Origin of the sequence: Enterobacter cloacae complex sp. 302F9, from assembly GCF_050030335.1 — a bacterium.
In the GTDB taxonomy this organism is placed as follows: domain Bacteria; phylum Pseudomonadota; class Gammaproteobacteria; order Enterobacterales; family Enterobacteriaceae; genus Enterobacter; species Enterobacter hormaechei_C.
Genome location: NZ_JBLGUC010000001.1, coordinates 1503472 through 1528867 on the forward strand (window position 1 = coordinate 1503472; position 25396 = coordinate 1528867).

Sequence of the window (25396 nt, forward strand, 5' to 3'; positions counted from 1 at the left end):
TTTATCCTCGTAAGGTCGCGGTTAACCCTTTCTGGCAGGCATACTGCTGCGCGAAGTCCAGCAGGGCAGGGTTATCCAGCGGTTTGTCAGGGGCAGAGTAGGGTTGGCCGAGCAGGGTGTATTTGTTCATGCCCAGCGTGTGATACGGCAGAAAATGAATATCGTGAACGCCGAGTTCGTCGGCGGCGAAATTGGTAATGGCGGTAACCGACGCTTCATCGGCGTTAAAGCCCTGGATCAGCGGCACGCGAATGGTGATTTTTTTCCCGGCGGCGGCCAGGCGCTTCAGGTTGTCCAGGATCCGTTTGGCTGAGCCATCGGTCCACTGTTTAAATACGTCACTGTCCACATGTTTCAGGTCCGCCAGGAATAGATCGACATACGGCAGTGACGGCTCGATATAATGCCATGGTACGTGAAGGCAGGTTTCAACGGCGGTATGAATGCCTTGTTCATGGCTGGCTTTAAACAGGGCATGTGCCAGCGCCGGGTTCATGAACGGCTCGCCGCCGGAGAGGGTGATCCCGCCGCCGCTGCGGTCGTAGAAGGGCTTGTCGCGCAGCACGGCGGCCATAATCTCCTCCACCTGCTTCTCTTCACCGCAGACGGTAAGCGCCTGGGTCGGGCAGCAGTCGGTGAGGGCAGTGAGCGTCTCGTCGTTAAGCTTCTCACGATGAATGACCAGCCCGTTCAGCGCGCGTTCAACACACCCCGGCGCGGCCTGCTGACACAGGTCACAGCCGTCCAGGCACAGACGGGCATCAAACAGGACGTCCCGCGTGCGGGAGCGGCTTTCCGGGTTCTGACACCAGCGACAGCCCAGCGAGCAGCCTTTCAGGAATACCACGGTTCGAATACCGGGACCGTCGTGGGTGGAGTAACGCTGTATATTGAAGATCATTTTCTTGCCCTCGAATTACATATGAAGATTAAATTACTTTCGAATGAAAGTTATCTTGATATGGGTCAATTCCTGAGCAGGTTTTGCTGTGATAGGGTAAGTGCAGGCTAATTTTGAGGGTGACATCATGGAACTTTATCTCGACACATCTGACGTTGCGGCAGTCAAAAAGCTGGCGCGTATCTTCCCGCTGGCGGGCGTGACCACTAACCCAAGCATTGTGGCGGCGGGTAAAACGCCTCTGGAAGAGCTGCTGCCCGCGCTGCACGACGCGCTGGGCGGCAAGGGCCGGCTGTTCGCTCAGGTGATGGCGAAGACCGCCGAGGGAATGGTGGAAGACGCACGTAAGCTGCGCGCGATAATCAATGACCTGGTGGTGAAAGTGCCCGTGACCGCTGAAGGGCTGGCGGCGATCAAAATGCTGAAAGCAGAAGGGATCCCGACGCTGGGTACGGCGGTGTACGGCGCAGCACAGGGGATGCTCTCCGCACTGGCGGGGGCTGAGTATGTGGCTCCTTATGTGAACCGCGTGGACGCGCAGGGCGGGGATGGGATCCAGACGGTGGTCGAACTGCAACAGTTGCTGACCCTGCATGCCCCGCAGTCAAAAGTGCTGGCGGCGAGCTTTAAAACCCCGCGCCAGGCGCTGGACTGCCTGCTGGCAGGGTGCGAATCCATCACGCTGCCGCTGGACGTGGCGCAGCAGTTTATTACCTCTCCGGCCGTGGATGCGGCAATTGTGAAGTTTGAGCAGGACTGGCAGGGGGCGTTTGGACGGACGTCTGTCTGATGCGGTTGCCGGGTGGCGCTAACGCTTACCCGGCCTACGTTTGCATCGCTGTTGCCGGGTGGCGCCGTTCGAGCCGTTGTAGGTCGGGTAAGGCAAAGCCGCCACCCGACTTTTTTATTTGCTGCACACCTCACACCCCGGGTTACGCATCAGCTTCATCTCGCGGAACTGGCAGGTCATCGCGTCATACATCACGATTTTACCCGCTGCGGGCGTGCCGTAGTGCGCCAGCACTTTGATCGCCTCCATCGCCTGCAAGGAACCGATAACGCCAACCAGTGGCGCCATCACGCCCGCCTCGACGCAGGTCAGCGCATTCTCGCCAAACAGACGGCTCAGGCAGCGGTAGCAGGGCTCTCCTTCAGCGTAGGTGAAGACGCTGATTTGCCCCTCCATGCGGATGGCCGCGCCGGAAATCAGCGGCGTTTTACGGGCAAAGCAGCCCGCATTGAGCTGGTTGCGAATGGCGACGTTATCGGTGCAGTCCAGCACCAGGTCATGCCGTGCAATCTGCGCAAACAGCGCGTCGTCATCCAGCATCGCGTCAATCAGGGTGAACTGAACGTTGGGGTTAATGCGCGCCAGCGCCGTGCGTGCTGATTCCACTTTAGGCTGACCGACCGTCGCGTCGCTGTGCAGCGTCTGGCGTTGCAGGTTGGACACCGACACGGTATCGAAGTCCAGCAGCGTCATGCTGCCGACGCCCGCCGCAGCCAGATATTGCGCTGCCGCGCAGCCCAGCCCGCCAAGACCCACAACCAGCACGCTGGCCGCCTTGAGCGCTTCCTGGCCCTCGAAATCAAACCCGCGCAGCACGATCTGGCGGTTATAGCGCATCATCTCCGGGTCGCTCAGTTCCACCGTCATGTCAGCCTCCGAACAGGTGGTTAAAGCGTTCCACTTCAACCCATTCGCCCGCCTCAACGTGGCCGCGATCGCGCTCCAGCACGATAAAGCAGTTACCCTGACTGAAGGAGCTAAAGATGTGCGAACCCTGATGCCCGGTGGTGCTCACCTCCAGCTCGCCGTCGGCGTTGCGCGCCAGAATGCCGCGCTGGAAATCGAGACGGCCCGGTGATTTTTTGAGGCGCGTTGCCGCCCGCACGCGCACACGCTCCGGAAGCGGGCTGGCATTGTTGCCTGAAAGCTTCGCCAGCAGCGGGATCACCAGCTGGTAGAAGGTCAGCGCGGCAGAGACCGGGTTACCCGGCAGGCCACAGAACCAGCTGTGCGGAAGTTTGCCAAACGCGAACGGTTTGCCCGGTTTAATCGCCAGCTTCCAGAAGGCGATTTCGCCCAGCTCTTCAAGCAGGGTTTTGGTGTAATCCGCTTCGCCAACCGATACGCCGCCGGAGCTGATCACCACGTCGGCAGAGGCGTCAGCGTCGATAAACGCCGCGCGCAGTTTTTGCGGATCGTCAGGAATGATACCGAGGTTAATCACCTCACAGCCCAGCTGCTCAAGCATCAGGTGCACCGCCAGACGGTTGGTGTCGTAAATCTGCCCCTCGTTCAGCGGCTGACCCGGAAGCTGTAGCTCATCTCCCGTGGAGAACACCGCCACGCGCACTTTGCGGACCACGTCAATCTCCGCGATGCCAAGCGATGCCAGCACCGGCAGTTCGGCGACCGTCAGCTTTTGCCCGGCGGCAAAGACCGTTGCGCCCAGGGTAATGTCTTCCCCGATGTGGCGGATATTCTGTCCCGCTTTGACGCTGGCGGTAAAGCGCACGCCGTCGTCCGTTTGTTCGGTCTCTTCCTGCATCACCACGGCTTCACAGCCCTTTGGCACCGGTGCCCCGGTCATAATGCGCACGCAGGTGCCCGCTGGCCACTCACCGATAAACGGCTGCCCGGCAAACGCTTTACCTGCCACCGGCAGCGGCTGACCCGTTTGCAGATCCGCCAGACGTACGGCATAGCCGTCCATCGCCGCGTTATCAAACCCCGGCACGTTCAGCGGCGAGACGATATCGCGCGCGGCAATACGGCCAAAACAGCGCACAAGCGGCAGTGTCTCAACGTCGTGCAGTGGAGTAATACGATCAAGCATCTGCGAGAGTGCCGTCTCAAGCGGCATCAGTCCGGCGGTAAAATCCATGGTGGGCTCCTGCGGAGTAACAACGAAAGCGCTCATTATGGCAGAAAAGTGCGGCTAACTGTATGACCCGATGGGTGTACGCTTTACATCACAGTTGCGTCTTTCTATATTCAAAAATCATCTGAAGATTCGTCGACGATAATGATATTTATAGAAAAAGCAGCCAGCCAGGCTGATGGGTGATGCGAAATGAGTAAAGCGGTTATCGCAATTCATGGCGGTGCCGGGGCAATCACCCGTGCACAGCTCAGTCCCGAGCAGGAGAAGCGTTATATTGATGCGCTGAACGCCATTGTGGAAACAGGCCAGCGGATGCTGGAAGCGGGCGACAGCGCGCTGGACGTGGTGACCGAAGCAGTACGTCTGCTGGAGGAGTGCCCGCTGTTTAATGCCGGTATTGGCTCGGTCTTTACGCGCGATGAAACGCACGAGCTGGATGCCTGCGTGATGGACGGCGTCACCCTGAAGGCGGGCGCGGTAGCAGGCGTCAGCCGTCTGCGTAATCCGGTGCTGGCCGCGCGTCTGGTGATGGAACAAAGCCCGCATGTGCTGCTGGCCGGGGCGGGGGCGGAAAAATTTGCCGTCGAGCACGGGATGGACACGGTCTCGCCCGATCTTTTTTCCACCGAGGAGCGTTACCGGCAACTGCTGGAGGCCCGTACAGCGGGGATGACGCAGCTGGACCATGCCGCGCCGCTCGATGAACGCAGCAAAATGGGCACGGTAGGCGCGGTGGCGCTGGATAAAGCCGGTAATCTCGCCGCCGCGACGTCGACAGGCGGTATGACCAACAAACTTCCCGGTCGCGTCGGCGACAGCCCGCTGCCGGGGGCCGGGTGTTACGCCAATAACGCCACCGCGGCGGTGTCATGCACCGGCACCGGCGAAGTGTTTATCCGCGCGCTGGCGGCCTACGACATTACCGCGCTAATGGATTACGGCGGATTAAGCCTGAGTGAGGCCTGCGAGCGGGTAGTGATGGAGAAACTGCCGGCGCTGGGCGGGATTGGCGGCTTAATTGCGGTGGATCGGGAGGGCAACGTGGCTCTGCCGTTCAACAGTGAAGGGATGTACCGGGCGTGGGGGTATGCCGGCGATGCGCCCAGCACAGGCATTTATCGTGAATAAGGGGGCATTGCGTGCCGCACCGTGAAGAGCTGGACAACTGCGAAGTGCTGGCTGTCCACCAACTGAATATTGCGTTTCAGGAAGAGCGGCAGTTCATCCCCGCAGTACAGAATTTATCGTTTTCGCTCAGGCGCGGCGAGACGCTGGCGATTGTTGGCGAATCAGGTTCCGGTAAATCCGTTACCGCGCTGGCGCTGATGCGTCTGCTTGAGCAGACGGGCGGGCAGGTCACCAGCGAGCGGATGCTGTTGCGCCGTCGCAACCGTCAGGTTATCGATCTCAACGAGCTGAGTGCGTCCCAGATGCAGGGGGTGCGCGGGGCAGATATTGCGATGATTTTTCAGGAGCCGATGACCTCCCTGAACCCGGTTTTTCCGGTGGGCGAGCAGATTGCCGAATCTATCCGCCTGCATCAGGGACTGAGCGGTGATGAGGCGCTCAACGAAGCAAAACGGATGCTGGAGCTGGTGCGTATCCCTGAGGCGCACGCGATTTTGTCCCGCTATCCGCATCAGCTTTCCGGCGGCATGCGCCAGCGGGTGATGATTGCGATGGCGCTGTCGTGCCGTCCGGCGGTGCTCATTGCGGACGAACCCACCACGGCGCTGGATGTCACCATTCAGGCCCAGATCCTGCAACTGATTAAGGTGTTGCAGCAGGAGATGGAGATGGGGGTGATTTTCATCACCCACGATATGGGGGTGGTGGCGGATATTGCCGATCGGGTGCTGGTTATGCATCAGGGCAATGCCGTGGAAACCGGCACGGTGGAGCAGGTCTTTCATGCGCCGGTGCATCCTTATACCAAAGCGCTGCTGGCGGCGGTCCCGCGTCTGGGGGCCATGAATGGCAGTGATTTTCCGCGCCGTTTTCCGCTGTTCTCACAGACCGAACAGGGCCAGCAGGAAGACGAAACCGAGCAGGATACGGTGGTTCCCGGCAGGCCAATCCTCGAAGTGCGTGACCTGGTGACCCGTTTCCCGCTGCGTAGCGGGATCCTCAATCGCGTGAAGCGCGAAGTGCATGCGGTTGAAAACGTCAGTTTTGATCTCTGGCCGGGCGAAACGCTGGCGCTGGTGGGGGAGTCCGGCTGCGGTAAATCCACCACCGGGCGGGCGCTGCTCAGGCTGGTGGCGTCGCAGGAGGGGAGCATCACCTTCAACGGTGAGCGCATCGACACGCTCCCTAACAGTAAATTGCAGGCGGTGCGCCGGGATATTCAGTTTATATTCCAGGATCCTTATGCGTCGCTCGATCCGCGCCATACGGTGGGGTACTCGATTATGGAGCCGCTGCGGGTGCATAACCTGCTCGACGGTGAAGCCGCGCAGCGCCGCGTCGCATGGCTGCTGGAGCGCGTGGGCCTGAAGCCGGAGCATGCCTGGCGTTATCCGCACGAATTTTCTGGCGGTCAGCGACAGCGTATCTGCATTGCGCGGGCATTGGCCCTCAATCCGAAAGTGGTGATTGCGGATGAGTCCGTGTCAGCGCTGGATGTCTCTATCCGCGCGCAAATCATCAATCTCCTGCTCGATTTACAGCGGGATTTGGGCATTGCGTTTCTGTTTATCTCCCACGATATGGCGGTGGTGGAGCGGATCAGCCATCGCGTGGCGGTGATGTACATGGGGCAAATTGTTGAAATCGGCCCACGTCGGGCGGTGTTTGAAAACCCGCAGCACCCTTACACCCGCAAGCTGATGGCTGCCGTACCGGTTGCCGATCCTGAGCATCGTCACGCCCAGCGCGTGCTGTTGCAGGACGAAATGCCGAGCAATATTCGTAAACGGGGCGAAACCCTGGAGCGCGTGGCGCTGCGTGAGGTGGGACCCGGTCATTTTGTCGCACCACCGCGTCAGGGCAATGCATTCTCGCGGTTATAACTTACAACAGGCAGGAGAACACAATGGTTCCTTTTGTTGCTCGTAAATGGCTGCTGGCCGCGAGCGTGACGGCTGCGCTGGCCGCCGCCCCCGCGTTCGCGGCGAAAGATGTGGTGGTGGCTGTGGGGTCTAACTTCACGACCCTGGATCCGTATGATGCCAACGACACTCTTTCTCAGGCGGTGGCAAAATCCTTCTACCAGGGGCTGTTCGGCCTGGACCGCGAAATGAAGCTGAAAAACGTGCTGGCGGAAGGCTATACCGTGTCGGACGACGGGCTGGTCTATACCGTTAAGCTCCGTACCGGCGTGAAGTTCCAGGATGGCACCGACTTCAACGCCGAGGCGGTTAAGGTCAACCTGGATCGTGCCAGCAATCCGGAAAACGGTCTTAAACGCTACAACCTGTATAAAAATATCGCCCAAACCGAGGTGGTTGATCCGGCAACGGTGAAGATCACCCTCAAAGAGCCGTTCTCGGCGTTTATCAATATCCTGGCGCATCCCGCGACGGCGATGATTTCCCCCGCCGCCCTGAAAAAATACGGCAAAGAGATTGGATTCCACCCGGTGGGGACCGGACCGTACGAACTGCTCACCTGGAACCAGACCGATTTTGTGAAGGTTAAAAAATTCGCCGGATACTGGCAGCAGGGGCTGCCGAAGCTGGATACCATCACCTGGCGGCCGGTAGTGGACAACAACACCCGCGCCGCAATGCTGCAAACCGGCGAAGCGCAGTTTGCCTTCCCGATCCCGTACGAACAGGCTGCGCTGCTGGCGAAAAACAGCAAGCTGGAACTGGTGGCCAGCCCGTCGATTATGCAGCGCTACATCAGCATGAACGTCACGCAGAAACCGTTTGATAACCCGAAGGTGCGTGAAGCCATCAACTACGCCATTAACCGCCAGGCGCTGGTGAAGGTGGCCTTTGCCGGCTACGCCACCCCGGCGACGGGCGTGATGCCGCCAACCATTGAGTACGCGCAAAGCTATCAGCCGTGGCCTTACGATCCGGCGAAAGCGCGGGAACTGCTGAAAGAGGCGGGCTATCCGAACGGCTTTAGCACTACGCTGTGGTCGTCGCATAACCACAGTACCGCGCAGAAGGTGCTGCAATTTACCCAGCAGCAGCTGGCTCAGGTGGGCATTAAAGCCAGGGTTACGGCGATGGATGCCGGACAGCGAGCGGCGGAAGTGGAAGGCAAAGGACAGAAAGAGAGCGGCGTGCGGATGTTCTACACCGGCTGGACGGCTTCAACCGGAGAAGCGGACTGGTCCCTGTCGCCGCTTTTTGCTTCCCAGAACTGGCCGCCAACGCTGTTCAATACCGCGTTCTACAGTAATCCGCAGGTGGATAAAGATCTGGCCGATGCCCTAAAAACCACCAAACCGGAAGAGAAAGCACGCCTGTACAAAGAGGCGCAGGACATTATCTGGAAAGAGTCGCCGTGGGTGCCGCTGGTGGTGGAAAAACTGGTCTCAGCCCACAACAAAGCGCTGACCGGTTTTTACATCATGCCGGATACGGGCTTTAGCTTTGATGACGCGGATTTGAAATAAAACTCATGCTGAATTATGTGTGTAAACGCCTGCTGGGGCTTATCCCGACGCTGCTGATTGTGGCCGTGCTGGTGTTTTTGTTTGTCCATATGCTGCCCGGCGATCCGGCGCGTTTGATTGCCGGACCGGAAGCGGATGCGACGGTTATTGAACTGGTGCGTAAACAGCTCGGTCTTGATCAGCCGCTGTACAGGCAATTTCTGCGTTACATTGGCAATGTCCTTCAGGGCGATTTCGGCATCTCAATGGTGTCGCGTCGTCCGGTGTCGGAGGAGATTGCCAGCCGCTTTATGCCTACCTTCTGGTTAACGATTGCCAGTATGAGCTGGGCGGTTGTCTTTGGCCTGGGCGCGGGGATTGTCGCCGCCGTCTGGCGCAACCGCTGGCCGGATAAGCTCGGTATGGCGCTGGCGGTCACCGGCATCTCTTTCCCGGCGTTTGCGCTGGGCATGCTGCTGATGCAGATTTTCTCCGTCGAGCTGGGCTGGTTGCCGACCGTCGGGGCCGACACCTGGAAGCACTACATTCTGCCCTCTATGACGCTAGGCGCGGCCGTTGCGGCGGTTATGGCCCGGTTTACCCGCGCCTCGTTTGTCGACGTGCTGAGCGAAGATTACATTCGCACCGCGCGGGCAAAAGGGGTGAGTGAGAAATGGGTCATTCTGAAGCATGGTTTTCGTAATGCGATGATCCCGGTGGTCACGATGATGGGGCTACAGTTCGGCTTCCTGCTGGGGGGCTCTATCGTGGTTGAGAAGGTCTTTAACTGGCCGGGGCTGGGGCGCCTGCTGGTCGACTCGGTCGATATGCGTGACTATCCGGTTATTCAGGCTGAAGTCCTGCTTTTCTCGCTGGAGTTTATTCTTATCAACTTAGTGGTGGATGTGCTTTACGCCGCCATTAACCCGGCCATCAGGTATAAGTAAGATGCGATTACTGAACTGGCGTCGCCAGGCCATTTTAAACGCTATGCCGGGGATCAGGCCGGACCATATTCGCACCCCGTGGGTTGAGTTCTGGCGTCGATTCCGTCGTCAGCCCGTCGCTATGGTCGCGGGGTTGTTTGTGTTACTGCTGATCCTGGTGGCGATTATCGCCCCCTGGATAGCCCCGTTTGATGCGGAAAACTACTTCGACTACGACCGGCTGAACGATGGTCCGTCGATGATGCACTGGTTTGGCGTGGACTCGCTCGGGCGCGATATATTCAGCCGCGTGCTGGTAGGGGCGCAGATCTCACTGGCGGCCGGGGTCTTCGCGGTGCTGATGGGCGCAGCAATTGGCACCGTGCTGGGGCTGGTGGCCGGGTACTACGAAGGCTGGTGGGACCGCATCATCATGCGTATCTGCGACGTGCTGTTTGCCTTTCCCGGTATTCTGCTGGCGATTGCCGTGGTGGCGGTGATGGGCAGCGGCATGGCGAACGTCATTATCGCCGTGGCGGTATTCTCGATTCCCGCTTTCGCGCGTCTGGTACGTGGCAACACGCTGGTGCTGAAGCAGCAGACCTTTATCGAGTCGGCGCGCAGCATGGGAGCCAGCGATGCCACCATCCTGTTCAGCCATATTCTGCCGGGAACGGTCTCGTCTATCGTGGTCTATTTCACCATGCGCATAGGCGTGTCGATTATCTCGGCGGCCAGCCTGTCGTTTCTGGGGTTAGGGGCACAGCCGCCGACGCCGGAGTGGGGGGCGATGCTGAACGAGGCGCGGGCGGATATGGTGATTGCGCCACACGTGGCGATCTTCCCGAGCCTGGCGATTTTCCTGACCGTGCTGGCGTTTAACCTGCTGGGGGATGGGCTGCGCGACGCGCTGGATCCGAGGATTAAGGGGTAGTGCAGTGAAATGTGCCGGGTGGCGGCTACGCCTTACCCGGCCTACAAAAGGGAAGCAGGGTGTTTAAACCCGGCTACCCCACAGGTCATACTCATCCGCGTTTTCAACCTTCACGCGAATAATATCACCCGGCTTAACCTGTGTTTCGCCGTTCAGGTACACCGCGCCGTCGATTTCAGGCGCATCCGCCATGCTGCGGCCAATCGCGCCTTCTTCGTCCACTTCGTCGATAATCACCAGAATTTCGCGGCCCACTTTCTCCTGCAAGCGTTCAGCCGAGATCTGCTGTTGCAGCTGCATAAAGCGGTTCCAGCGCTCCTCTTTTACCTCTTCCGGCACCTGGTCCGCCAGCTCGTTGGCGGTTGCGCCTTCAACCGGGCTGTACTTGAAGCAGCCGACGCGATCCAGACGCGCCTCTTTCAGGAAGTCGAGCAGCATCTGGAAATCTTCTTCGGTTTCACCCGGGAAGCCGACAATAAAGGTGGAGCGCAGGGTCAGATCCGGGCAGATCTCACGCCACTGCTTGATGCGCGCCAGTTGGCGATCCACGGAGCCAGGACGTTTCATCAGCTTCAGAATACGCGGGCTGGCGTGCTGTAGCGGGATATCCAGATACGGCAGGATTTTGCCTTCCGCCATCAGCGGGATCACATCGTCAACGTGCGGGTAAGGATAGACGTAGTGCAGGCGCGTCCAGATCCCGAGCTTAGCCAGCTGCTCGCACAGGCCGACCATGCTGGTTTTCACCGGCTCGCCGTTGTGGAAACCGGAGCGGTGTTTGACGTCCACACCGTAGGCGGAGGTGTCCTGGGAGATGACCAGCAGCTCCTTCACGCCCGCGTCGGCCAGGCGTTTGGCTTCTGCCAGCACCTCGCCAATCGGACGGCTCACCAGATCGCCACGCATCGACGGTATGATGCAGAAGGTACAGCGGTGGTTGCAGCCTTCGGAAATTTTCAGGTAGGCGTAGTGGCGCGGCGTCAGCTTCACGCCCTGTTCCGGCACCAGGCTCAGGAACGGGTTGTGCTTTGGTTTGGGGACGTAGTGATGAACATGTTCCAGCACCTGCTCGTAGCTGTGCGGGCCGGTGATCTCCAGCACTTTCGGGTGCACTTCGCGGATCTGATCCACCTTCGCGCCCAGGCAGCCGGTGACAATCACTTTGCCGTTTTCCGTCAGTGCTTCACCAATGGCTTCCAGTGACTCCTGGACCGCGCTGTCGATGAACCCGCAGGTGTTGACGATCACCATGTCGGCGTTGTCGTAGCTTGGCACCACGTCATAGCCTTCAGTGCGAAGTTCAGTCAGGATGCGTTCGGAGTCCACCAGGTTCTTCGGGCAGCCGAGGGAGACAAAGCCGATTTTCGGCGGGTGCGTAACATTGCTCATAGGTTAAAAATTCATCAATTATGGAGTTATCAGGGCGGGATTTTACAGCGTATCGCGGGGGATTTATACACTCTTGATGGCGCAGTTGAGGCGGGCAATCGTTGTAACATTGTAAAGAATGTTAATCAGTTATCGTTTATTGATCTCAGGCATTACATTGTACAAAAAATGACCTTATCCTTAATAAGGTAACATGGCTGACAGGGGAGGAAATAGCATGTCCGTTGACAGACTGAAACGCGATCTGCTTAACAAGCTGATCAACGCCCGAATCGACCTGGCCGCATATCTGCAACTCCGCAAGGCGAAAGGGTATATGTCAGTCAGCGAAAGCGAAAATCTGCGTGATAACTTCTTTGAACTTTGCAATTTCATGCGTGAAAAAGCACCCATCCTGAAAGCGCACTACGCTGAAAGCGAATTAGTGGCGTTGCGCCGCGCCGCCGAGGTGCTCTCCATCGCCGGGGTCTGTTTGATGAACGGACGTCACGACTGCCCGAATTTTATTGCCGTTAACGCGGAGAAGCTTGAAAACTGCCTGACCACGCTCGCGCTTTGCATCATGTGTCTGAACAAGCCGGAAACGCTTGCCCGGCACTGAACCCGGGGGAGGCAACTCCCCCTTCTGATTAAGCTTTTGTAAAAGTGGTAACGCACCCGGGAACAGTGGCTAATCTTTAAGCCATATGTCGATAAAGGAGTGCGTTATGCCTCGATCCTCGCTGATTTTCCTTCCAGTCTTGTTATTCCCGCTTTCACTGCTTGCAGCACCTGAGACGGTTAAGGTCGACGTGCTACAGACAAAACTGGATCACCCCTGGTCGCTGGCGTTTTTGCCAGATAACAAGGGGCTGCTCATCACGCTCAAAGACGGGCAGCTTAAGCACTGGCAGGCAGGAAAAGGGCTCTCCGATCCGATTGTCGGCGTGCCGAAAGTGTGGGCGAGCGGCCAGGGCGGACTGCTGGACGTCGCGCTGGCCCCGGATTTTGCACAGTCACGGCGGGTCTGGCTCAGCTTCGCCGAGGCAGGTAATGATGGCAAAGCGGGTACCGCCGTGGGCTACGGGCGGTTGAGCGATGACATTTCGCGCATTGAGGGCTTCCAGGTGGTGTTCCGACAGATGCCGAAGCTCTCTACCGGCAACCACTTTGGCGGACGGCTGGTGTTCGACGGCAAAGGCTATCTCTTTATTGGCCTGGGTGAAAACAACCAGCGCCCGACGGCGCAGGAGCTGGACAAGCTTCAGGGCAAGGTGGTGCGCCTGACGGAGGACGGAAAAGTGCCGCCGGATAATCCGTTTGTGAACACCGCCGGTGCGCGCCCGGAAATCTGGTCCTATGGCATTCGCAACCCGCAGGGGATGGCGATGAATCCGTGGAGTGACACGCTGTGGCTCAACGAACACGGACCACGCGGTGGGGATGAGATTAACATTCCTGAGAAGGGCAAAAACTACGGCTGGCCCCTGGCGACGCACGGGATCAATTACAGCGGCCTGAAAATCCCGGAAGCGAAAGGCGAGCACGTTGAGGGCACCGAAAAGCCGTTGTTTGTCTGGAAAGTATCGCCCGCCGTCAGCGGCATGGCGTTCTACAACAGCGACGTCTTCCCACAGTGGAAAAACAAGCTGTTTATCGGCGCGCTGAAGGAGAAAGACGTCATCGTGCTGAGCGTGAAGGGCAATAGCGTGACGGAGGACGGACGCATTCTGGGCGATAAAGATCAGCGTATTCGCGATGTGCGCGTCGGGCCGGATGGCTATCTGTACGTGCTGACTGACGAGACGGACGGGCAACTGCTGAAAGTCAGCCCGTCCAGGTCGTAATCAGGTCACCGGGATCATCACCACGTTGCGATACGCCGGGCGCTCGCTAAGCTGCTGGATCCAGCGCTCCAGGTGAGGGCGCGGGCTCCAGCTAAGACCCATGTTAGTGAGGTTCCAGACGAAGGGGGCGACGGCGATATCGCCCACGCCGAAGGTGTCGCCGGAGAACCAGGCGTGCTTCGCCAGTTCGTCGTCCATCATCGCGAACAGGGATTCGCAGGCGTCCTGGGCGGCATGAATGGCGGGATAATCACGTTCGGCTTCCGGCGTGCGGATCAGCCCCATCAGGATCACCCGGTGCGTGGGGGAAAGCGTCTGGTTTGCCCAGTCCATCCATTTTTCGCCCTGCGCGCGCCGGGCCGGATTTTCCACCCACAGGCGACCCTGGCCGTACTGCGCGGCGAGATAACGCACGATGGTGTTGGACTCCCACAGCGTGGCGTCTGTCTCGTCATCGCGCAGCAACGGCACCAGTCCGTTTGGGTTCATCGCCAGATAGTCGGCGTCTTTATTCACCCCGAACGCCATGCCAGCCATGATTTGATTGAACGGTAAATCCAGCTCCTCCAGCGTCCAGAGCACTTTCTTCACGTTGGTCGAATTGTTCCTGCCCCACAGCGTAATCATATTTACTCCCGATGAGATGTGAATCCGAGTCAGCTTTTCGCCATGGTGAGATAAACCTAACAATTACGCAACAGATGCTAAAAAAAACGCCGCAATCAAAGCGTATCTGAATGTTATTGCATAAACTTTAAAAACTTTACCTGGAACAGGTTTCTTTGAACGCTGTAGTGCGCTATTACTCATCGCTTCTTGCGACACGGTGATTGTGACGTGATTTTTAGAATGGACACTCGGGTGGCATTTATGACGCAAAAAACTTCTTCTCTGCGCAGCCTGGCGGCAGGCTCGGCGCTGCTTTTCCTTTTTGCCCCAACGCTCCATGCGGCGGAACAGACGGCGCCCGAAGCGCCGCCTGTCGATGCGCGCGCCTGGATCCTGATGGATTACGCCAGCGGGAAAGTGCTGGCGGAAGGTAACGCCGACGAAAAACTCGACCCGGCGAGCCTGACGAAAATTATGACCAGCTATGTTGTCGGCCAGGCGTTGAAAGCGGGCAAGATCAAGCTGGATGACATGGTCACCGTCGGCAAAGATGCCTGGGCGACGGGTAACCCGGCGCTGCGCGGCTCGTCCGTCATGTTCCTGAAGCCCGGCGATCAGGTCTCCGTTTCCGATCTGAATAAAGGGGTCATTATTCAGTCGGGAAATGATGCCTGTATTGCGCTGGCCGATTACGTCGCAGGCAGTCAGGACTCATTCATTGGGTTGATGAATGGCTACGCGCAAAAACTGGGTCTGACCAACACCACCTTTAAAACCGTTCACGGCCTGGATGCGCCCGGTCAGTTCAGTACCGCGCGCGATATGGCGCTGCTGGGCAAAGCGCTGATCCATGACGTGCCGGATGAGTACGCCATCCATAAAGAGAAAGAGTTTACCTTCAACAATATCCGCCAGCCTAACCGTAATCGTCTGCTCTGGAGCAGTAACGTTAACGTGGACGGCATGAAAACGGGGACGACCGCCGGGGCCGGATACAACCTGGTGGCTTCTGCGACGCAGGGCGACATGCGCCTGATCTCGGTGGTGCTGGGGACGAAAACCGACCGCATTCGTTTTAATGAATCCGAAAAACTGCTGACCTGGGGTTTCCGCTTCTTTGAAACCGTCACGCCGATTAAGCCGGACGCCACCTTCGTCAGCCAGCGCGTCTGGTTTGGGGATAAAAGTGAAGTGAACCTGGGGGCAGGTGAAGCGGGGTCCGTCACCATTCCACGCGGTCAGCTGAAAAACCTGAAAGCCAGCTATACCCTGACCGAGCCACAGCTGACCGCGCCGTTGAAAAAAGGCCAGGTGGTCGGGACGATAGATTTCCAGCTTAACGGCAAATCCATTGAGCAGCGTCCGCTGGTGGTGATGGAAGCGGTGGAAGAGGGCGGCTTCTTCAGCCGGATGTGGGACTTTGTGTTAATGAAGTTCCACGGCTGGTTTGGCAGCTGGTTTAGCTAGGTTTTTGCCGGGTGGCGCTGCGCTTACCCGGCCTTCGTTTGAGCCGTTGTAGGCCGGGTAAGGCGAAGCCGCCACCCGGCACAACCTCAATACATCAACTTCACCTGCTGCGCCTTTGCATACGACACCAGCTCGTCATCCGGGCGGCAATCACTGACGATGGCGTCAAAGCGCGACAGTTCCCCCATCCTTGCCGGACGAACCTTGCCAAATTTACTGTGATCAACCACCAGCACATGCTGCTGTGCGGCGTTGAGCGCCCACTGTTTCACCGGTAACTCTTCAAGATTAAAACAGGTTGCCCCCTGTTTCACATTCACACCCGCCGCAGAGTAAAAGGCGATATCCGGACATACATTGCTCAGCGTGTCCTGAATATTCAGCGGTTTGAAGATGGCGTTGCTGGCATGAAACTCGCCGCCGCACAAAATCACCCGGCACGCCGGTTTCTCCTGCAAGGCCAGGAAGGTGTTTAGCGAATAACAGACGGCGGTAAAGGGAACGGTGCTGTCGATGGCCTCGATGATCCACGGGGTTGTCGTACCGCAGTCAAAAAACAGCGTTTGATGCGGCTGCACCAGCGAGGCGGCGAGCCGTGCGGCTTTGCGCTTCTCTTCCACCAGGCGTGTTTTTTGATCGCTTAACAGATAATGGCTGGCGCTACGCGGCTCCAGAACAATATACCCGCCAAGCAGCACAACGGGGGCGCTGTCGCTGTTCAGATCGCGACGAATGGTCATTTCAGACACGCCAAGCAGGGTAGCGGCTTCCTTAAGATGCAGCTTATCGCTGCGCTTCAGCGCCTGAAGCAGCTGAGCAATGCGGTCATCGCGACGTGTTTCCATAGATCCTCGGGCTAAAAAAGTGAGCCCCCGCAGGGCGGGGGCTCAAGTGTAACCTGACGGACCGGGGTTAGTCACGTATCCAGCCTTTGCGGATCGGAAGGGCAAACAGAACGCGATAGGCCTGTGATAATCCACGATAAAGCGCCGGACCAAAGAGGCTCCACAGGATGGCTGCGCTGACGCAGCCCATCAGCCCCACCAGGAAACCGCCGACCATATCCAGCGGCCAATGTACGCCCAGGTAGACGCGGGACCAGGCGATAGCGACCGCCACGCCCATCAGCACCATGCCGGACCACAGGCGATGCCAGAACAGGAAGGCCAGCGCAAAGGTGAAGATCACCGTGCCGTGATCGCTCGGGAACGAGTCATCCGGCGCATGGTGCAGGAAGTTGTAGCCGACGTGCTCGACAAACGGACGATCGTGCGGGAAGGCGTGGCCCAGCACGTAGCTTGCCAGCACGCTCACGCCGATCGCCATCGCCATTTTGATCACCAGATGGCGCTGGGCGGTGACCTGTGTACGAGGTCCCCATAACCAGAGGATCACCGCCAGCGCCGGTACAATGCTGATCACATCTTTCGCAATGAAGGTGGCGAGATCGATCATCCATTCCGGTGATGCTGGCGTGGCGTTGAGCAGGTAAAACAGTTCGTAGTTCAGATTTTCTAACATAATCTCGTTACTCTTTAGCAAACCAGGTGGAAACCAGCCCGTAAACCAGCACCTGGGAAAACCAGACCCACCACCCGGCCCACAGGTTGTGAGAGAAAAAATGCGCGCCGCGCATGACCTGCCCGAATCCCATCAGCAGCCCCATAACAACGCCTAACGCGATAAAGGTCCAGGCCAGGCGCGGACGTTCACGCCAGAAGGCAAAAAACAACCCCATCACCATAAACCCGCTTGAGGCGTGGCCGCCGGGAAAGCAGCGTCCTGGTCCGCTGTCTGCCGGAACGGCGCTGAACAGGGGATACGAGACGGCTTTGCCGCCATACTCAACCAGATCCCACGGACAGCTGTGGTGGCTTATGCTTTTCAGCACCCCAACTACCAGCGCCCCCAGCCCCATCAGAAGCGCGGCCGTCACCAGCCGGGCATTGCGTTTGTAAGCGCCGTAAATCAGCGATGCGGCAGCCAGCGCAATGGCCACATATTTCGCCAGCCGATGGTTCAGCAGATCCAGCAGCGGGTTTTGCTGTAGCGGGAAATGGTGCGTCGCCGCGTCATACCAGAAGCCGGTTATCCATCGGTCAAGCGATTCATCGCGCGAAAGCCAGGTAAAAAGCAGCGCAAGGACGATCAGCCCGAAAAGCTGATAACCATAAAAGCGGGCAGGCAAACGGTAAAGGCGTTTTGTCTTATTTGTCGGTAACTTAGATAATTCTGAAGGGCTGACGGCGTGTGTCATAGTTTCGGTCAATAACGTGAAATAGCACTATCATAGGGAGGGCAACTTAAGGAAACCTTAAACAACAACGATAAGTGCTTTATTTCTGTGTTTTCACGTGATTATGCTATCTCAGACAGCGGCAATTCATTACACTCATCGCGATTTTTTCATACTAAAGAGATTGCATGATAAACCGTTCTTCTTCCGGTAATCGTCTCGGTCGTCAGGCGTTACTTTTTCCTCTATGTCTGGTGCTTTACGAATTCTCTACCTACATCGGCAACGACATGATCCAGCCAGGCATGCTGGCTGTGGTTGAGCAGTACAACGCAGGTATTGAGTGGGTACCTACATCCATGACCGCCTATCTGGCGGGCGGCATGTTTTTACAGTGGCTTTTAGGGCCGCTGTCGGATCGTATTGGCCGCCGCCCGGTGATGCTGACGGGCGTGGTGTGGTTTATCGTCACCTGTCTCGCCACGCTGCTGGCGCAGAACATTGAGCAATTCACGCTGCTGCGTTTCCTTCAGGGCGTGAGCCTTTGCTTTATTGGCGCCGTGGGCTACGCCGCTATTCAGGAGTCGTTTGAGGAGGCGGTATGTATCAAAATAACCGCGCTGATGGCGAACGTGGCGCTGATTGCGCCGCTTCTGGGGCCGCTGGTGGGAGCCGCATGGGTCCACGTTGCGCCGTGGGAAGGGATGTTCGTCCTCTTTGCCGCGCTTGCGGCCATCTCTTTCTTTGGGCTGCACCGTGCGATGCCGGAGACCGCCACCCGCCTGGGCGAAAAGCTCTCGCTTAAAGAGCTGGGGCGTGACTATAAGGCGGTGCTGCAAAACGGCCGTTTTGTCGCGGGCGCGCTGGCGACGGGCTTTGTCAGCCTGCCGCTGCTGGCGTGGATTGCCCAGTCGCCGGTCATTATCATCAGCGGCGAACAGCTTAGCAGCTATGAGTATGGCCTGTTACAGGTGCCGATTTTTGGTGCGCTGATTATCGGTAACCTGGTGCTGGCGCGTCTGACGTCGCGCCGTACCGTGCGTTCGCTGATTATTATGGGTGGCTGGCCCATAGCGGCAGGGCTGATTATCGCGGCGGTGGCGACCATAGTCTCGTCTCATGCGTACCTGTGGATGACGGCGGGGCTGAGCGTTTATGCGTTTGGTATTGGCGTGGCGAATGCCGGCCTTGTGCGCCTGACGCTGTTCGCCAGTGAAATGAGTAAAGGCACGGTGTCTGCCGCGATGGGGATGCTGCAAATGCTGATTTTCACCGTCGGTATTGAGGTGAGCAAGCATGCCTATGCTTTCGGCGGTAACGGACTGTTCAGCCTGTTCAATCTCGCAAACGGTGTGCTGTGGGTAGGGCTGATGGTGGTGTTCCTGAAGGACAAACGCGTCGGAAACGCCCTGCAACCGTAATCCTTATTCCCTCTCCCCCGTGGGCGAGCTCGGGACAGTCCCCTCTCCCTGTGGGAGAGGGTTAGGGTGAGGGCACCAGAGCGCACGGAATCAATTAAACGGCGCCCTCCCATCCAGCACCCTATCAATTACGTCCAGCACCCCTTCGTCATTATTGTTCGGCGCTTCATAGCGGGCCACCGCTTTAATATGCGGTCTGGCATTGGCCATCGCGAAGCCAAACCCAGCCTGGCGCAACATCTCCACGTCGTTACCGCTGTCGCCAAAGGCCACCACTTCACTGTCCTCAATGCCCCAGCGCGCTTGCAGGATCCGCAGGCCGTTAGCTTTGTGTACGCCGGGGATAATCAGGTCGATACTGCCGTGTCCCGTGGTCACCGGCACCATGATGTCGCCAAGCTTCTCATGCAGCAGCGCCTGAATGCGCGGAATTTCGTCGTCAGAGACGTTTAGCCCGAATTTGAAGAAAATATCGTTGAGGTTGTCAAAGCTGCTGACGCTTTCAAGGCGGTGATAGTATTTCGCAGCAATCTCTTTGAAGAGGTCGTTATACGTTTTCAGCGTGTAGGCGCTGTTTTTTCCGCAGGCAATTATCTCAATGCCGGGCACGTCGTTTAACAGGGTGGCGACGGTCAGAAAATGCTCTTTCGACAGTTCGCCGTTAAACACGTCTTCGCCCGCATCCACCACCCAGCCGCCGTTTTCGGCAACGAAGGCAATTTCATGGGCGATCTCCGGGAAAAATGAGATCAGCTGGTAGTACTGGTTTCCGCTGGCGACCACAAAACGGATGCCTTGCGCTTTCATGCGCGCGTACTGCGCCAGAAAACGCGCGCGGTTATAGGTTTTCGCATCGCTCAGGAAGGAGCCATCCATGTCGACTGCAATCAGTTTAACGCTCATATCCCTTCTCCATTGACGTTGTTTCTGCTTCCGGTTTTGCCACCGCTCGCGCCACCAGGGCGGCAATAATGACTAACCCTAATACCACCAGCATCGCGCTGCGTAACCCGTAGTGCTCACCGAGGAATCCAAGCAGCGGCGGGCCCACCAGGAAAGCGAGGTAGCCCGTGGTCGCCACGACGCTCACGCGCGTCGGCGCGTCGGGGCCGGTATCGCTGGCAGCGGAAATGGTCAGCGGGAAGCCAAGGGAGGCGCCCAGTCCCCACAGGATCACCGACACGCCGGCAATCCAGTCCACATTCACAAAGATAATCATCGCGATGCCCAGCCCACCCAGCAGGGCGCTGGCACGGACGACAGCCACGCGGCTGTAACGGTCGATAAACCAGCCCCCGGTAAAGCGTCCGACGGTCATGCCGAGCGTGAACCCGGCGTAAATCAGCGAGCCGGAGGTGGGGCTAAATCCGTGCCCGTCTACCATCAGCAACGGTAGCCAGTCGTTGGCGGAGCCTTCAGCAAACGCCATCGCCAGTACCACCACGCCAATCAGCATCAGCTGGAAATCGCGATAGAAGGGCAACCCTTTTGCCGCAGACTTCTGTTCGTCCGAGGCATTTTGTCCTGTGCCAGCGGGAATAGCCCTGATGCCGGTGAGGATCGGGATAATACAGACCAGCGCCGCGAGTAAAATGTGCACATTGGCCGCAATGCCTAGCGCCGTCAGCGCCATCCCTATGCCCGCGCCCGCCAGCGTGCCGAGGCTGTAAAAGCCATGCATCATCGGCAGCACCGTTTTGTTCATCGCCTGTTCAACGGCGGCCCCCTCGACGTTAATGGCCACTTCCGCCGCACCAAAGCTGCCGCCAAATACCATCAGCCCAAGGGCAAACATCAGCGGCGAGGCGAACCACAGCGCCACGCTCAGACCGAGCATTCCCACCACGGCGCAGCACATGGTGGTGCGGATCACCGCGCGCGTGCCAAAGCGTTTCACCAGCCAGGCCGAGCAGAGGATGCCGCTCATCGAGCCAATCGACAGGCCAAACAGCACGATCCCCATCTCCGCCGTCGAAACGGATAGCGTATCGCGGATTGCCGGGGTGCGCGTTGCCCAGGAAGCCATCAGCAGCCCGGGGATGAAGAAGAACATAAATAACGCCCACATGCGCAGATGCAGGGCTTTGCGAGGAGAAGTTAGCGTCATTGGGATCAGCACCAGAAGTACAACAATAGCGACAACACTAGCAACTTTGTGTACATTTGTACATAAACCGGATGAGGATTTTATGAGCAGACCACCGAACGACCCTAACCGCCGCGAGAAGATACTCCAGGCGACGCTGGACACCATTGCTGAGCACGGTATTCATGCCGTCACGCACCGCAAAATTGCCACCTGCGCAGGCGTGCCGCTGGGGTCGATGACCTACTATTTCGACGGGATGGAGTCGCTTCTGGAGGAGGCATTCACGTGGTTTACGCAGCAGATGTCTCAGCAGTACCGGGATTTCTTCGCGGGGGTTACGGGGCGCGAGAGGGCGTGCGAGGCCATTACCACGCTGATCCACAGTTCAGCCGTGACCACGCCACACAATATGGCGCTGATGTATCAGCTGTACGCGTTTATGCACCGCAGCGCCGCGCTGAAAACGGTGATGCAGGACTGGATGAAGATGAGCCAGGCTACGCTGGAGCAGTGGTTTGATCCGGCCACCGCCCGCGCGCTGGATGCGTTTATCGAGGGGATGACGCTGCATTTTGTGACCGATCGGACGCCGTTAACCCGGGAGGAGATCCGGGTGATGGTGGGGCGGATTGCAGGCGAGGATACCGTCTGATAGCACTCGCCCCGGCTACGCTTATTGTCGGGAGATTTTTTTCCCGCTGGCGTCAACGACGACTTCGCCATCTTCCTTTGTAAATGCCCCTTTTTGCGCGTCCGGAAGGATGTCGAGAACGACTTCAGAAGGACGGCACAGACGGGTGCCCAGCGGTGTCACCACAATCGGACGGTTAATCAGGATGGGGTATTGCAGCATGAAATCGATAAGCTGGTCATCGGTGAAATTTCCCCCGGCAAGGCCCAGTTGCTCATAAGGCTCGACGTTTTTGCGCAGCAGATCGCACACGGAAATCCCCATGTCTGCAATCAGCCTGGTCAGTTGATCGCGTGACGGCGGGTTTTCCAGATAGAGGACAATCTCTGGTTCCGTACCGCTGTTGCGGATCATCTCCAGCGTATTGCGCGACGTGCCGCAGGCAGGGTTGTGATAAATGGTGATGTGGCTCATATCAGTGACTCATTATGGTGTGAAGGAGAGACGTAGCGCGAGTGCGGCGAGCGTCACAAAGAGAACCGGCAGGGTCATTATGATGCCCGTCCTGAAGTAGTAGCCCCAGGTAACAGTCATGTTTTTCTGTGCCAGCACATGGAGCCAGAGCAGGGTAGCCAGACTTCCTATGGGGGTAATTTTCGGCCCCAAATCGCAGCCAATCACGTTAGCGTAAATCATCGCCTCTTTAACCAACCCTGTTGCAGCACTACACTCAATGGAGAGCGCGCCAATCAGCACCGTTGGCATATTGTTCATTATGGATGACAGGAAGGCGGTGATAAATCCGGTTCCCAGCGTGGTGACCCAGAGTCCGTATCCGGCTAAGTGATCAAGAACGCCTGAAAGAGACTCCGTCAGCCCGGCGTTGCGCAGGCCATACACCACCAGATACATCCCCAGCGAGAAGATAACAATTTGCCACGGCGCGCCGCGCAGCACTTTTCCAGTGTTAATGGCGTGCCCGCGTTTAGCAACGGCAAACAAAATCAGCGCGCCAGTTGTTGCGATAGCGCTGACCGGGATACCCAGAGGTTCAAGCACAAAGAAACCGACAAGCAGTAGCAGCAGCACGATCCAGCCCGTTCTGAACGTTGGCAGGTCGTGAATGGCCCGTGCGGGCTCGCGGAGTTTTGCCTGGTCATATTCGGGGGGAATTTCTTTTCGGAAGAACAGATGCAGCATCACCAGCGTTGCGGCAATCGCAGCGATATCAACCGGGATCATCACCGAGGCGTATTCGCTGAAGCCCAGCTTAAAGAAGTCCGCCGACACAATGTTGACCAGGTTGGAGACAATCAGCGGCAGGCTGGCGGTATCGGCGATAAATCCCGCCGCCATCACGAACGCCAGCGTAGCCTGCTTGCTGAACCCCAGCGCCAGCAGCATAGCGATGACGATAGGGGTGAGGATCAGCGCCGCGCCGTCATTGGCAAACAGCGCCGCCACGGCTGCGCCCAGCAGCACGATCCAGGTAAACAGCAATCGCCCGCGACCGTTTCCCCAGCGGGCAACGTGCAGCGCGGCCCACTCGAAAAAGCCGGACTCATCCAGCAGCAGGCTGATAACGATAACCGCGATAAACGTTGCCGTCGCATTCCAGACGATATTCCACACCACAGGGATATCGTTAATGTGGATAACGCCGCTCATCAGCGCCAGCGCGGCGCCAATGGTCGCGCTCCAGCCGATGCTGAGCCCTCTGGGTTGCCAGATGACCAGCACCAGTGTGAATAAAAAAATCGCTCCTGCCAGAAACATCTTTTACTCCATTATATCTGTTATTGTGAATATGTTTTGGTCAGCACGAGCCCGGAAGTCGGTTTTTCAGCTTCATACGCGTCTCTTCCCGCAGGCAGTTCCAGCTGGTGTCGATAACGGTTGCCGCCCATGCAGGCATGTTGGGAGAGAGACGGTAGTAGATCCACTTACCCTCGCGACGGTCGATGGCCAGCCCGGCCTCGCGCAGTAAGGCCATGTGGCGGGAGACTTTCGGCTGCGGCTCGTTGGTAGCGGAGCAGAGATCGCAGACGCACAGCTCGCCCGCTTCACGCAGAAGCATGACGATGGAGAGGCGCGTTTCGTCGGAGAGGGTTTTGAAGAGCTGAACGGGGTGAAGCATCTGGCGATCCTGCGTGGTTTTTGTCATATACATTAAATCATATATGTTTGTGGCGAGTGAGGGAAGGGCAATAAGGGCAAATAAATGCCCTTAAAGAAGTACTTTTATTTTACGCCGTAGTGCGTTCGTTCCAGGCGTCACTGTGCTGGATGTTCCCATCAACAATGCGCCAGGTGATCTTCTCATACTGCAAGCTGACGCTTTCGACGTGGTTAATTTTATCGTTGGCCGCGATTTTCATATTAGGTACGCTACAGTTAACCCCAGTCACCTTCACGTTCTCCATGAAGACTGTGTAATAGCACACTTCCTGACCGGCATCGTTAATATGATAGAACTTAATTTCTGCGCTTTTTAGCGCCTGGCCAGTGGCGGCAGCTTTATAAAGATATGGGGTAGAACTATCCACCTCCTTTTCGATCCTCATAGAAGAGTGCTGTCGTGTACCGGTAATCGCTCCATTTGCGCTGTTAACCGGAAGATTGATACCGTGACTTAAACCGATTATCTCAATGCTTCCTTCGCGGTCCTGAACATCTACTGAGCCTTTGATATCTGCGCCGCCGTCGTCTTTGAGCCACATATAGGGAGGGATTGGCATATTATTTTTTCCTTATTTTATTGAATAACTTCATTGTTAAGAGATAGAAAACCGTTGTGAGAGTAAACAGGATTAAAATATCGGTGTTTATATATGTTTCGTACATTGTTTCCGCATTCACATCACCATAGATGAAGCCGCAAATAGCAGTTGCAACATTATGATTAATATAATCTGTTGAAGGACCCAGCGTGCGTCCTAGCGGAAAGCTAATTAACACAAACCAGACGGCCTTAAGCAGTCTTGATCCCCATTTACGGGCAAGTGTAGCTATATCCACCGTCAACAACCTCAATACAGCCGCGAGCCATAAGTGAACGCATACATGGAACCTGAATAAGCTCTGTGTTCATAAGAGCGTTACGGATTAATGCATAATCGGAGTTATGAGCGATTGTTATACACCCTTCTGACACTGTACCGGGATGGAGTCTGAACAGCCCGCGATAGACGTGATCAACCCATGCTCCATCGTCGATTCCCCAATCATCCTTATATAAAGCAAACCACTCATCACGGCCAAATTCCGCACCGGATCTTATTTTGTTCCATTGGTCCTGAACATGAGCTTTTAATGAGGATAAGAAACCTCCTGAGCCTCGATCAACAATCCAATATTTACCTGGGGGAATTGGGCCTGCACCTTGTATTGCGCCACAAGTTCCTTGATTACGGTAAGTTCCCTGACCGGAATGCGCCATAAAGATGCCAACCCCATATAAATTAAATGGGGCGTAGTCAGCACCATTTAGCGTCATTGTTCCATTTATAGCCATACATACCAAC

Annotated in this window: 26 protein-coding genes; 11 read left to right on the plus strand and 15 right to left on the minus strand. The window is 57.3% G+C overall.

Annotation, left to right across the window (positions count from 1 at the left end; all coding sequences use genetic code 11):
• Position 1 precedes the first annotated feature (1 nt).
• The gene (locus ACQG0T_RS07070) at positions 2-901 is read right to left on the minus strand and encodes a glycyl-radical enzyme activating protein (RefSeq protein WP_023296177.1); all 900 of its coding nucleotides are present in this window, start codon (positions 899-901) and stop codon (positions 2-4) included.
• 127 nt (positions 902-1028) lie between these two features.
• Between ACQG0T_RS07070 and fsa the strand changes: the two genes are divergently transcribed.
• Positions 1029-1691 (plus strand): fructose-6-phosphate aldolase, encoded by a 663-nt coding sequence (gene fsa, locus ACQG0T_RS07075; RefSeq protein ID WP_017693747.1) that lies wholly within the window; start codon positions 1029-1031, stop codon positions 1689-1691.
• 114 nt (positions 1692-1805) lie between these two features.
• Here the strand turns inward: fsa and moeB are convergent, their stop codons facing one another.
• Together moeB and moeA are read right to left on the minus strand one after the other, a co-directional pair.
• Entirely contained in the window at positions 1806-2558 is a 753-nt protein-coding gene (moeB, locus tag ACQG0T_RS07080; RefSeq protein ID WP_023296178.1) for a molybdopterin-synthase adenylyltransferase MoeB, read from the minus strand.
• A 1-nt stretch (position 2559) separates the two neighbouring features.
• The gene (moeA, locus tag ACQG0T_RS07085) at positions 2560-3792 is read right to left on the minus strand and encodes a molybdopterin molybdotransferase MoeA (RefSeq protein WP_196063708.1); all 1233 of its coding nucleotides are present in this window, start codon (positions 3790-3792) and stop codon (positions 2560-2562) included.
• Positions 3793-3981: 189 nt separating this feature from the next.
• Between moeA and iaaA the strand changes: the two genes are divergently transcribed.
• The 5 genes from iaaA to gsiD are packed head-to-tail and all read left to right on the plus strand — an operon-like array spanning position 3982 to position 10204.
• A complete protein-coding gene (gene iaaA / locus ACQG0T_RS07090) occupies positions 3982-4920 on the plus strand; it encodes a beta-aspartyl-peptidase (protein WP_015571030.1) in 939 nt (312 codons plus the stop codon).
• 11 nt (positions 4921-4931) lie between these two features.
• Positions 4932-6803 (plus strand): glutathione ABC transporter ATP-binding protein GsiA, encoded by a 1872-nt coding sequence (gene gsiA, locus ACQG0T_RS07095; RefSeq protein ID WP_023296179.1) that lies wholly within the window; start codon positions 4932-4934, stop codon positions 6801-6803.
• Between the two features lie 23 nt (positions 6804-6826).
• Positions 6827-8365, plus strand: a complete 1539-nt coding sequence (gene gsiB / locus ACQG0T_RS07100) for a glutathione ABC transporter substrate-binding protein GsiB (RefSeq protein ID WP_015571028.1) — start codon at positions 6827-6829, stop codon at positions 8363-8365.
• A 5-nt stretch (positions 8366-8370) separates the two neighbouring features.
• Complete coding sequence (gene gsiC, locus ACQG0T_RS07105) at positions 8371-9291, plus strand: glutathione ABC transporter permease GsiC (RefSeq protein WP_006809475.1); 921 nt, start codon at positions 8371-8373, stop codon at positions 9289-9291.
• Position 9292: 1 nt separating this feature from the next.
• A complete protein-coding gene (gene gsiD / locus ACQG0T_RS07110) occupies positions 9293-10204 on the plus strand; it encodes a glutathione ABC transporter permease GsiD (protein ID WP_015571027.1) in 912 nt (303 codons plus the stop codon).
• Positions 10205-10267: 63 nt separating this feature from the next.
• On the opposite strand, the gene rimO is transcribed toward gsiD, so the two are convergent.
• Positions 10268-11593: a 30S ribosomal protein S12 methylthiotransferase RimO gene (gene rimO, locus ACQG0T_RS07115; protein ID WP_017693743.1), complete on the minus strand. Its 1326-nt coding sequence runs from the start codon at positions 11591-11593 to the stop codon at positions 10268-10270.
• 217 nt (positions 11594-11810) lie between these two features.
• Here rimO and bssR point away from each other — a divergent pair, with 217 nt between their 5' ends.
• Positions 11811-12194 (plus strand): biofilm formation regulator BssR, encoded by a 384-nt coding sequence (bssR, locus tag ACQG0T_RS07120; protein WP_003858412.1) that lies wholly within the window; start codon positions 11811-11813, stop codon positions 12192-12194.
• Positions 12195-12300: 106 nt separating this feature from the next.
• On the plus strand, positions 12301-13419 hold the full coding sequence (locus ACQG0T_RS07125) for a PQQ-dependent sugar dehydrogenase (RefSeq protein WP_023296182.1): 1119 nt from the start codon (positions 12301-12303) through the stop codon (positions 13417-13419).
• Here the strand turns inward: ACQG0T_RS07125 and ACQG0T_RS07130 are convergent, their stop codons facing one another.
• Complete coding sequence (locus ACQG0T_RS07130) at positions 13420-14046, minus strand: glutathione S-transferase family protein (protein ID WP_023296183.1); 627 nt, start codon at positions 14044-14046, stop codon at positions 13420-13422.
• A 243-nt stretch (positions 14047-14289) separates the two neighbouring features.
• On the opposite strand from ACQG0T_RS07130, the gene dacC reads away from it, so the two are divergent.
• The gene (dacC, locus tag ACQG0T_RS07135) at positions 14290-15495 is read left to right on the plus strand and encodes a serine-type D-Ala-D-Ala carboxypeptidase (protein WP_023296184.1); all 1206 of its coding nucleotides are present in this window, start codon (positions 14290-14292) and stop codon (positions 15493-15495) included.
• Between the two features lie 86 nt (positions 15496-15581).
• Here the strand turns inward: dacC and deoR are convergent, their stop codons facing one another.
• The 3 genes from deoR to ACQG0T_RS07150 form a co-directional block, all read right to left on the minus strand.
• Entirely contained in the window at positions 15582-16340 is a 759-nt protein-coding gene (deoR, locus tag ACQG0T_RS07140) for a DNA-binding transcriptional repressor DeoR (protein WP_017384886.1), read from the minus strand.
• Positions 16341-16407: 67 nt separating this feature from the next.
• Complete coding sequence (ybjG, locus tag ACQG0T_RS07145) at positions 16408-17016, minus strand: undecaprenyl-diphosphate phosphatase (RefSeq protein ID WP_023296185.1); 609 nt, start codon at positions 17014-17016, stop codon at positions 16408-16410.
• 7 nt (positions 17017-17023) lie between these two features.
• Entirely contained in the window at positions 17024-17752 is a 729-nt protein-coding gene (locus ACQG0T_RS07150) for a phosphatase PAP2 family protein (protein ID WP_023296186.1), read from the minus strand.
• Between the two features lie 167 nt (positions 17753-17919).
• Here ACQG0T_RS07150 and ACQG0T_RS07155 point away from each other — a divergent pair, with 167 nt between their 5' ends.
• Entirely contained in the window at positions 17920-19152 is a 1233-nt protein-coding gene (locus tag ACQG0T_RS07155; protein ID WP_023296187.1) for an MFS transporter, read from the plus strand.
• 90 nt (positions 19153-19242) lie between these two features.
• Here the strand turns inward: ACQG0T_RS07155 and ACQG0T_RS07160 are convergent, their stop codons facing one another.
• A complete protein-coding gene (locus ACQG0T_RS07160; protein ID WP_015571023.1) occupies positions 19243-20055 on the minus strand; it encodes a Cof-type HAD-IIB family hydrolase in 813 nt (270 codons plus the stop codon).
• The gene (locus ACQG0T_RS07165; protein WP_271040642.1) at positions 20045-21259 is read right to left on the minus strand and encodes an MFS transporter; all 1215 of its coding nucleotides are present in this window, start codon (positions 21257-21259) and stop codon (positions 20045-20047) included. The genes ACQG0T_RS07160 and ACQG0T_RS07165 overlap by 11 nt, the downstream gene beginning before the upstream one ends.
• A gap of 82 nt (positions 21260-21341) precedes the next feature.
• Between ACQG0T_RS07165 and ACQG0T_RS07170 the strand changes: the two genes are divergently transcribed.
• Positions 21342-21893 carry a TetR/AcrR family transcriptional regulator gene (locus ACQG0T_RS07170; protein WP_271040643.1) on the plus strand — a complete coding sequence of 184 codons (552 nt, stop codon included), beginning with the start codon at positions 21342-21344 and terminating at the stop codon, positions 21891-21893.
• Positions 21894-21914: 21 nt separating this feature from the next.
• On the opposite strand, the gene arsC is transcribed toward ACQG0T_RS07170, so the two are convergent.
• The 5 genes from arsC to ACQG0T_RS07195 all read right to left on the minus strand — a co-directional run bounded on the left by arsC (position 21915) and on the right by ACQG0T_RS07195 (position 25386).
• The gene (arsC, locus tag ACQG0T_RS07175) at positions 21915-22346 is read right to left on the minus strand and encodes a glutaredoxin-dependent arsenate reductase (RefSeq protein ID WP_023296188.1); all 432 of its coding nucleotides are present in this window, start codon (positions 22344-22346) and stop codon (positions 21915-21917) included.
• Positions 22347-22358: 12 nt separating this feature from the next.
• Positions 22359-23648 (minus strand): arsenic transporter, encoded by a 1290-nt coding sequence (locus tag ACQG0T_RS07180; protein ID WP_271040644.1) that lies wholly within the window; start codon positions 23646-23648, stop codon positions 22359-22361.
• A 40-nt stretch (positions 23649-23688) separates the two neighbouring features.
• The gene (locus ACQG0T_RS07185; RefSeq protein WP_015571018.1) at positions 23689-24009 is read right to left on the minus strand and encodes a metalloregulator ArsR/SmtB family transcription factor; all 321 of its coding nucleotides are present in this window, start codon (positions 24007-24009) and stop codon (positions 23689-23691) included.
• A gap of 109 nt (positions 24010-24118) precedes the next feature.
• A complete protein-coding gene (locus tag ACQG0T_RS07190) occupies positions 24119-24610 on the minus strand; it encodes an Hcp family type VI secretion system effector (protein WP_271040645.1) in 492 nt (163 codons plus the stop codon).
• 254 nt (positions 24611-24864) lie between these two features.
• A complete protein-coding gene (locus ACQG0T_RS07195; RefSeq protein WP_023296191.1) occupies positions 24865-25386 on the minus strand; it encodes a DUF2778 domain-containing protein in 522 nt (173 codons plus the stop codon).
• Between the last annotated feature and the right edge of the window lie 10 nt (positions 25387-25396).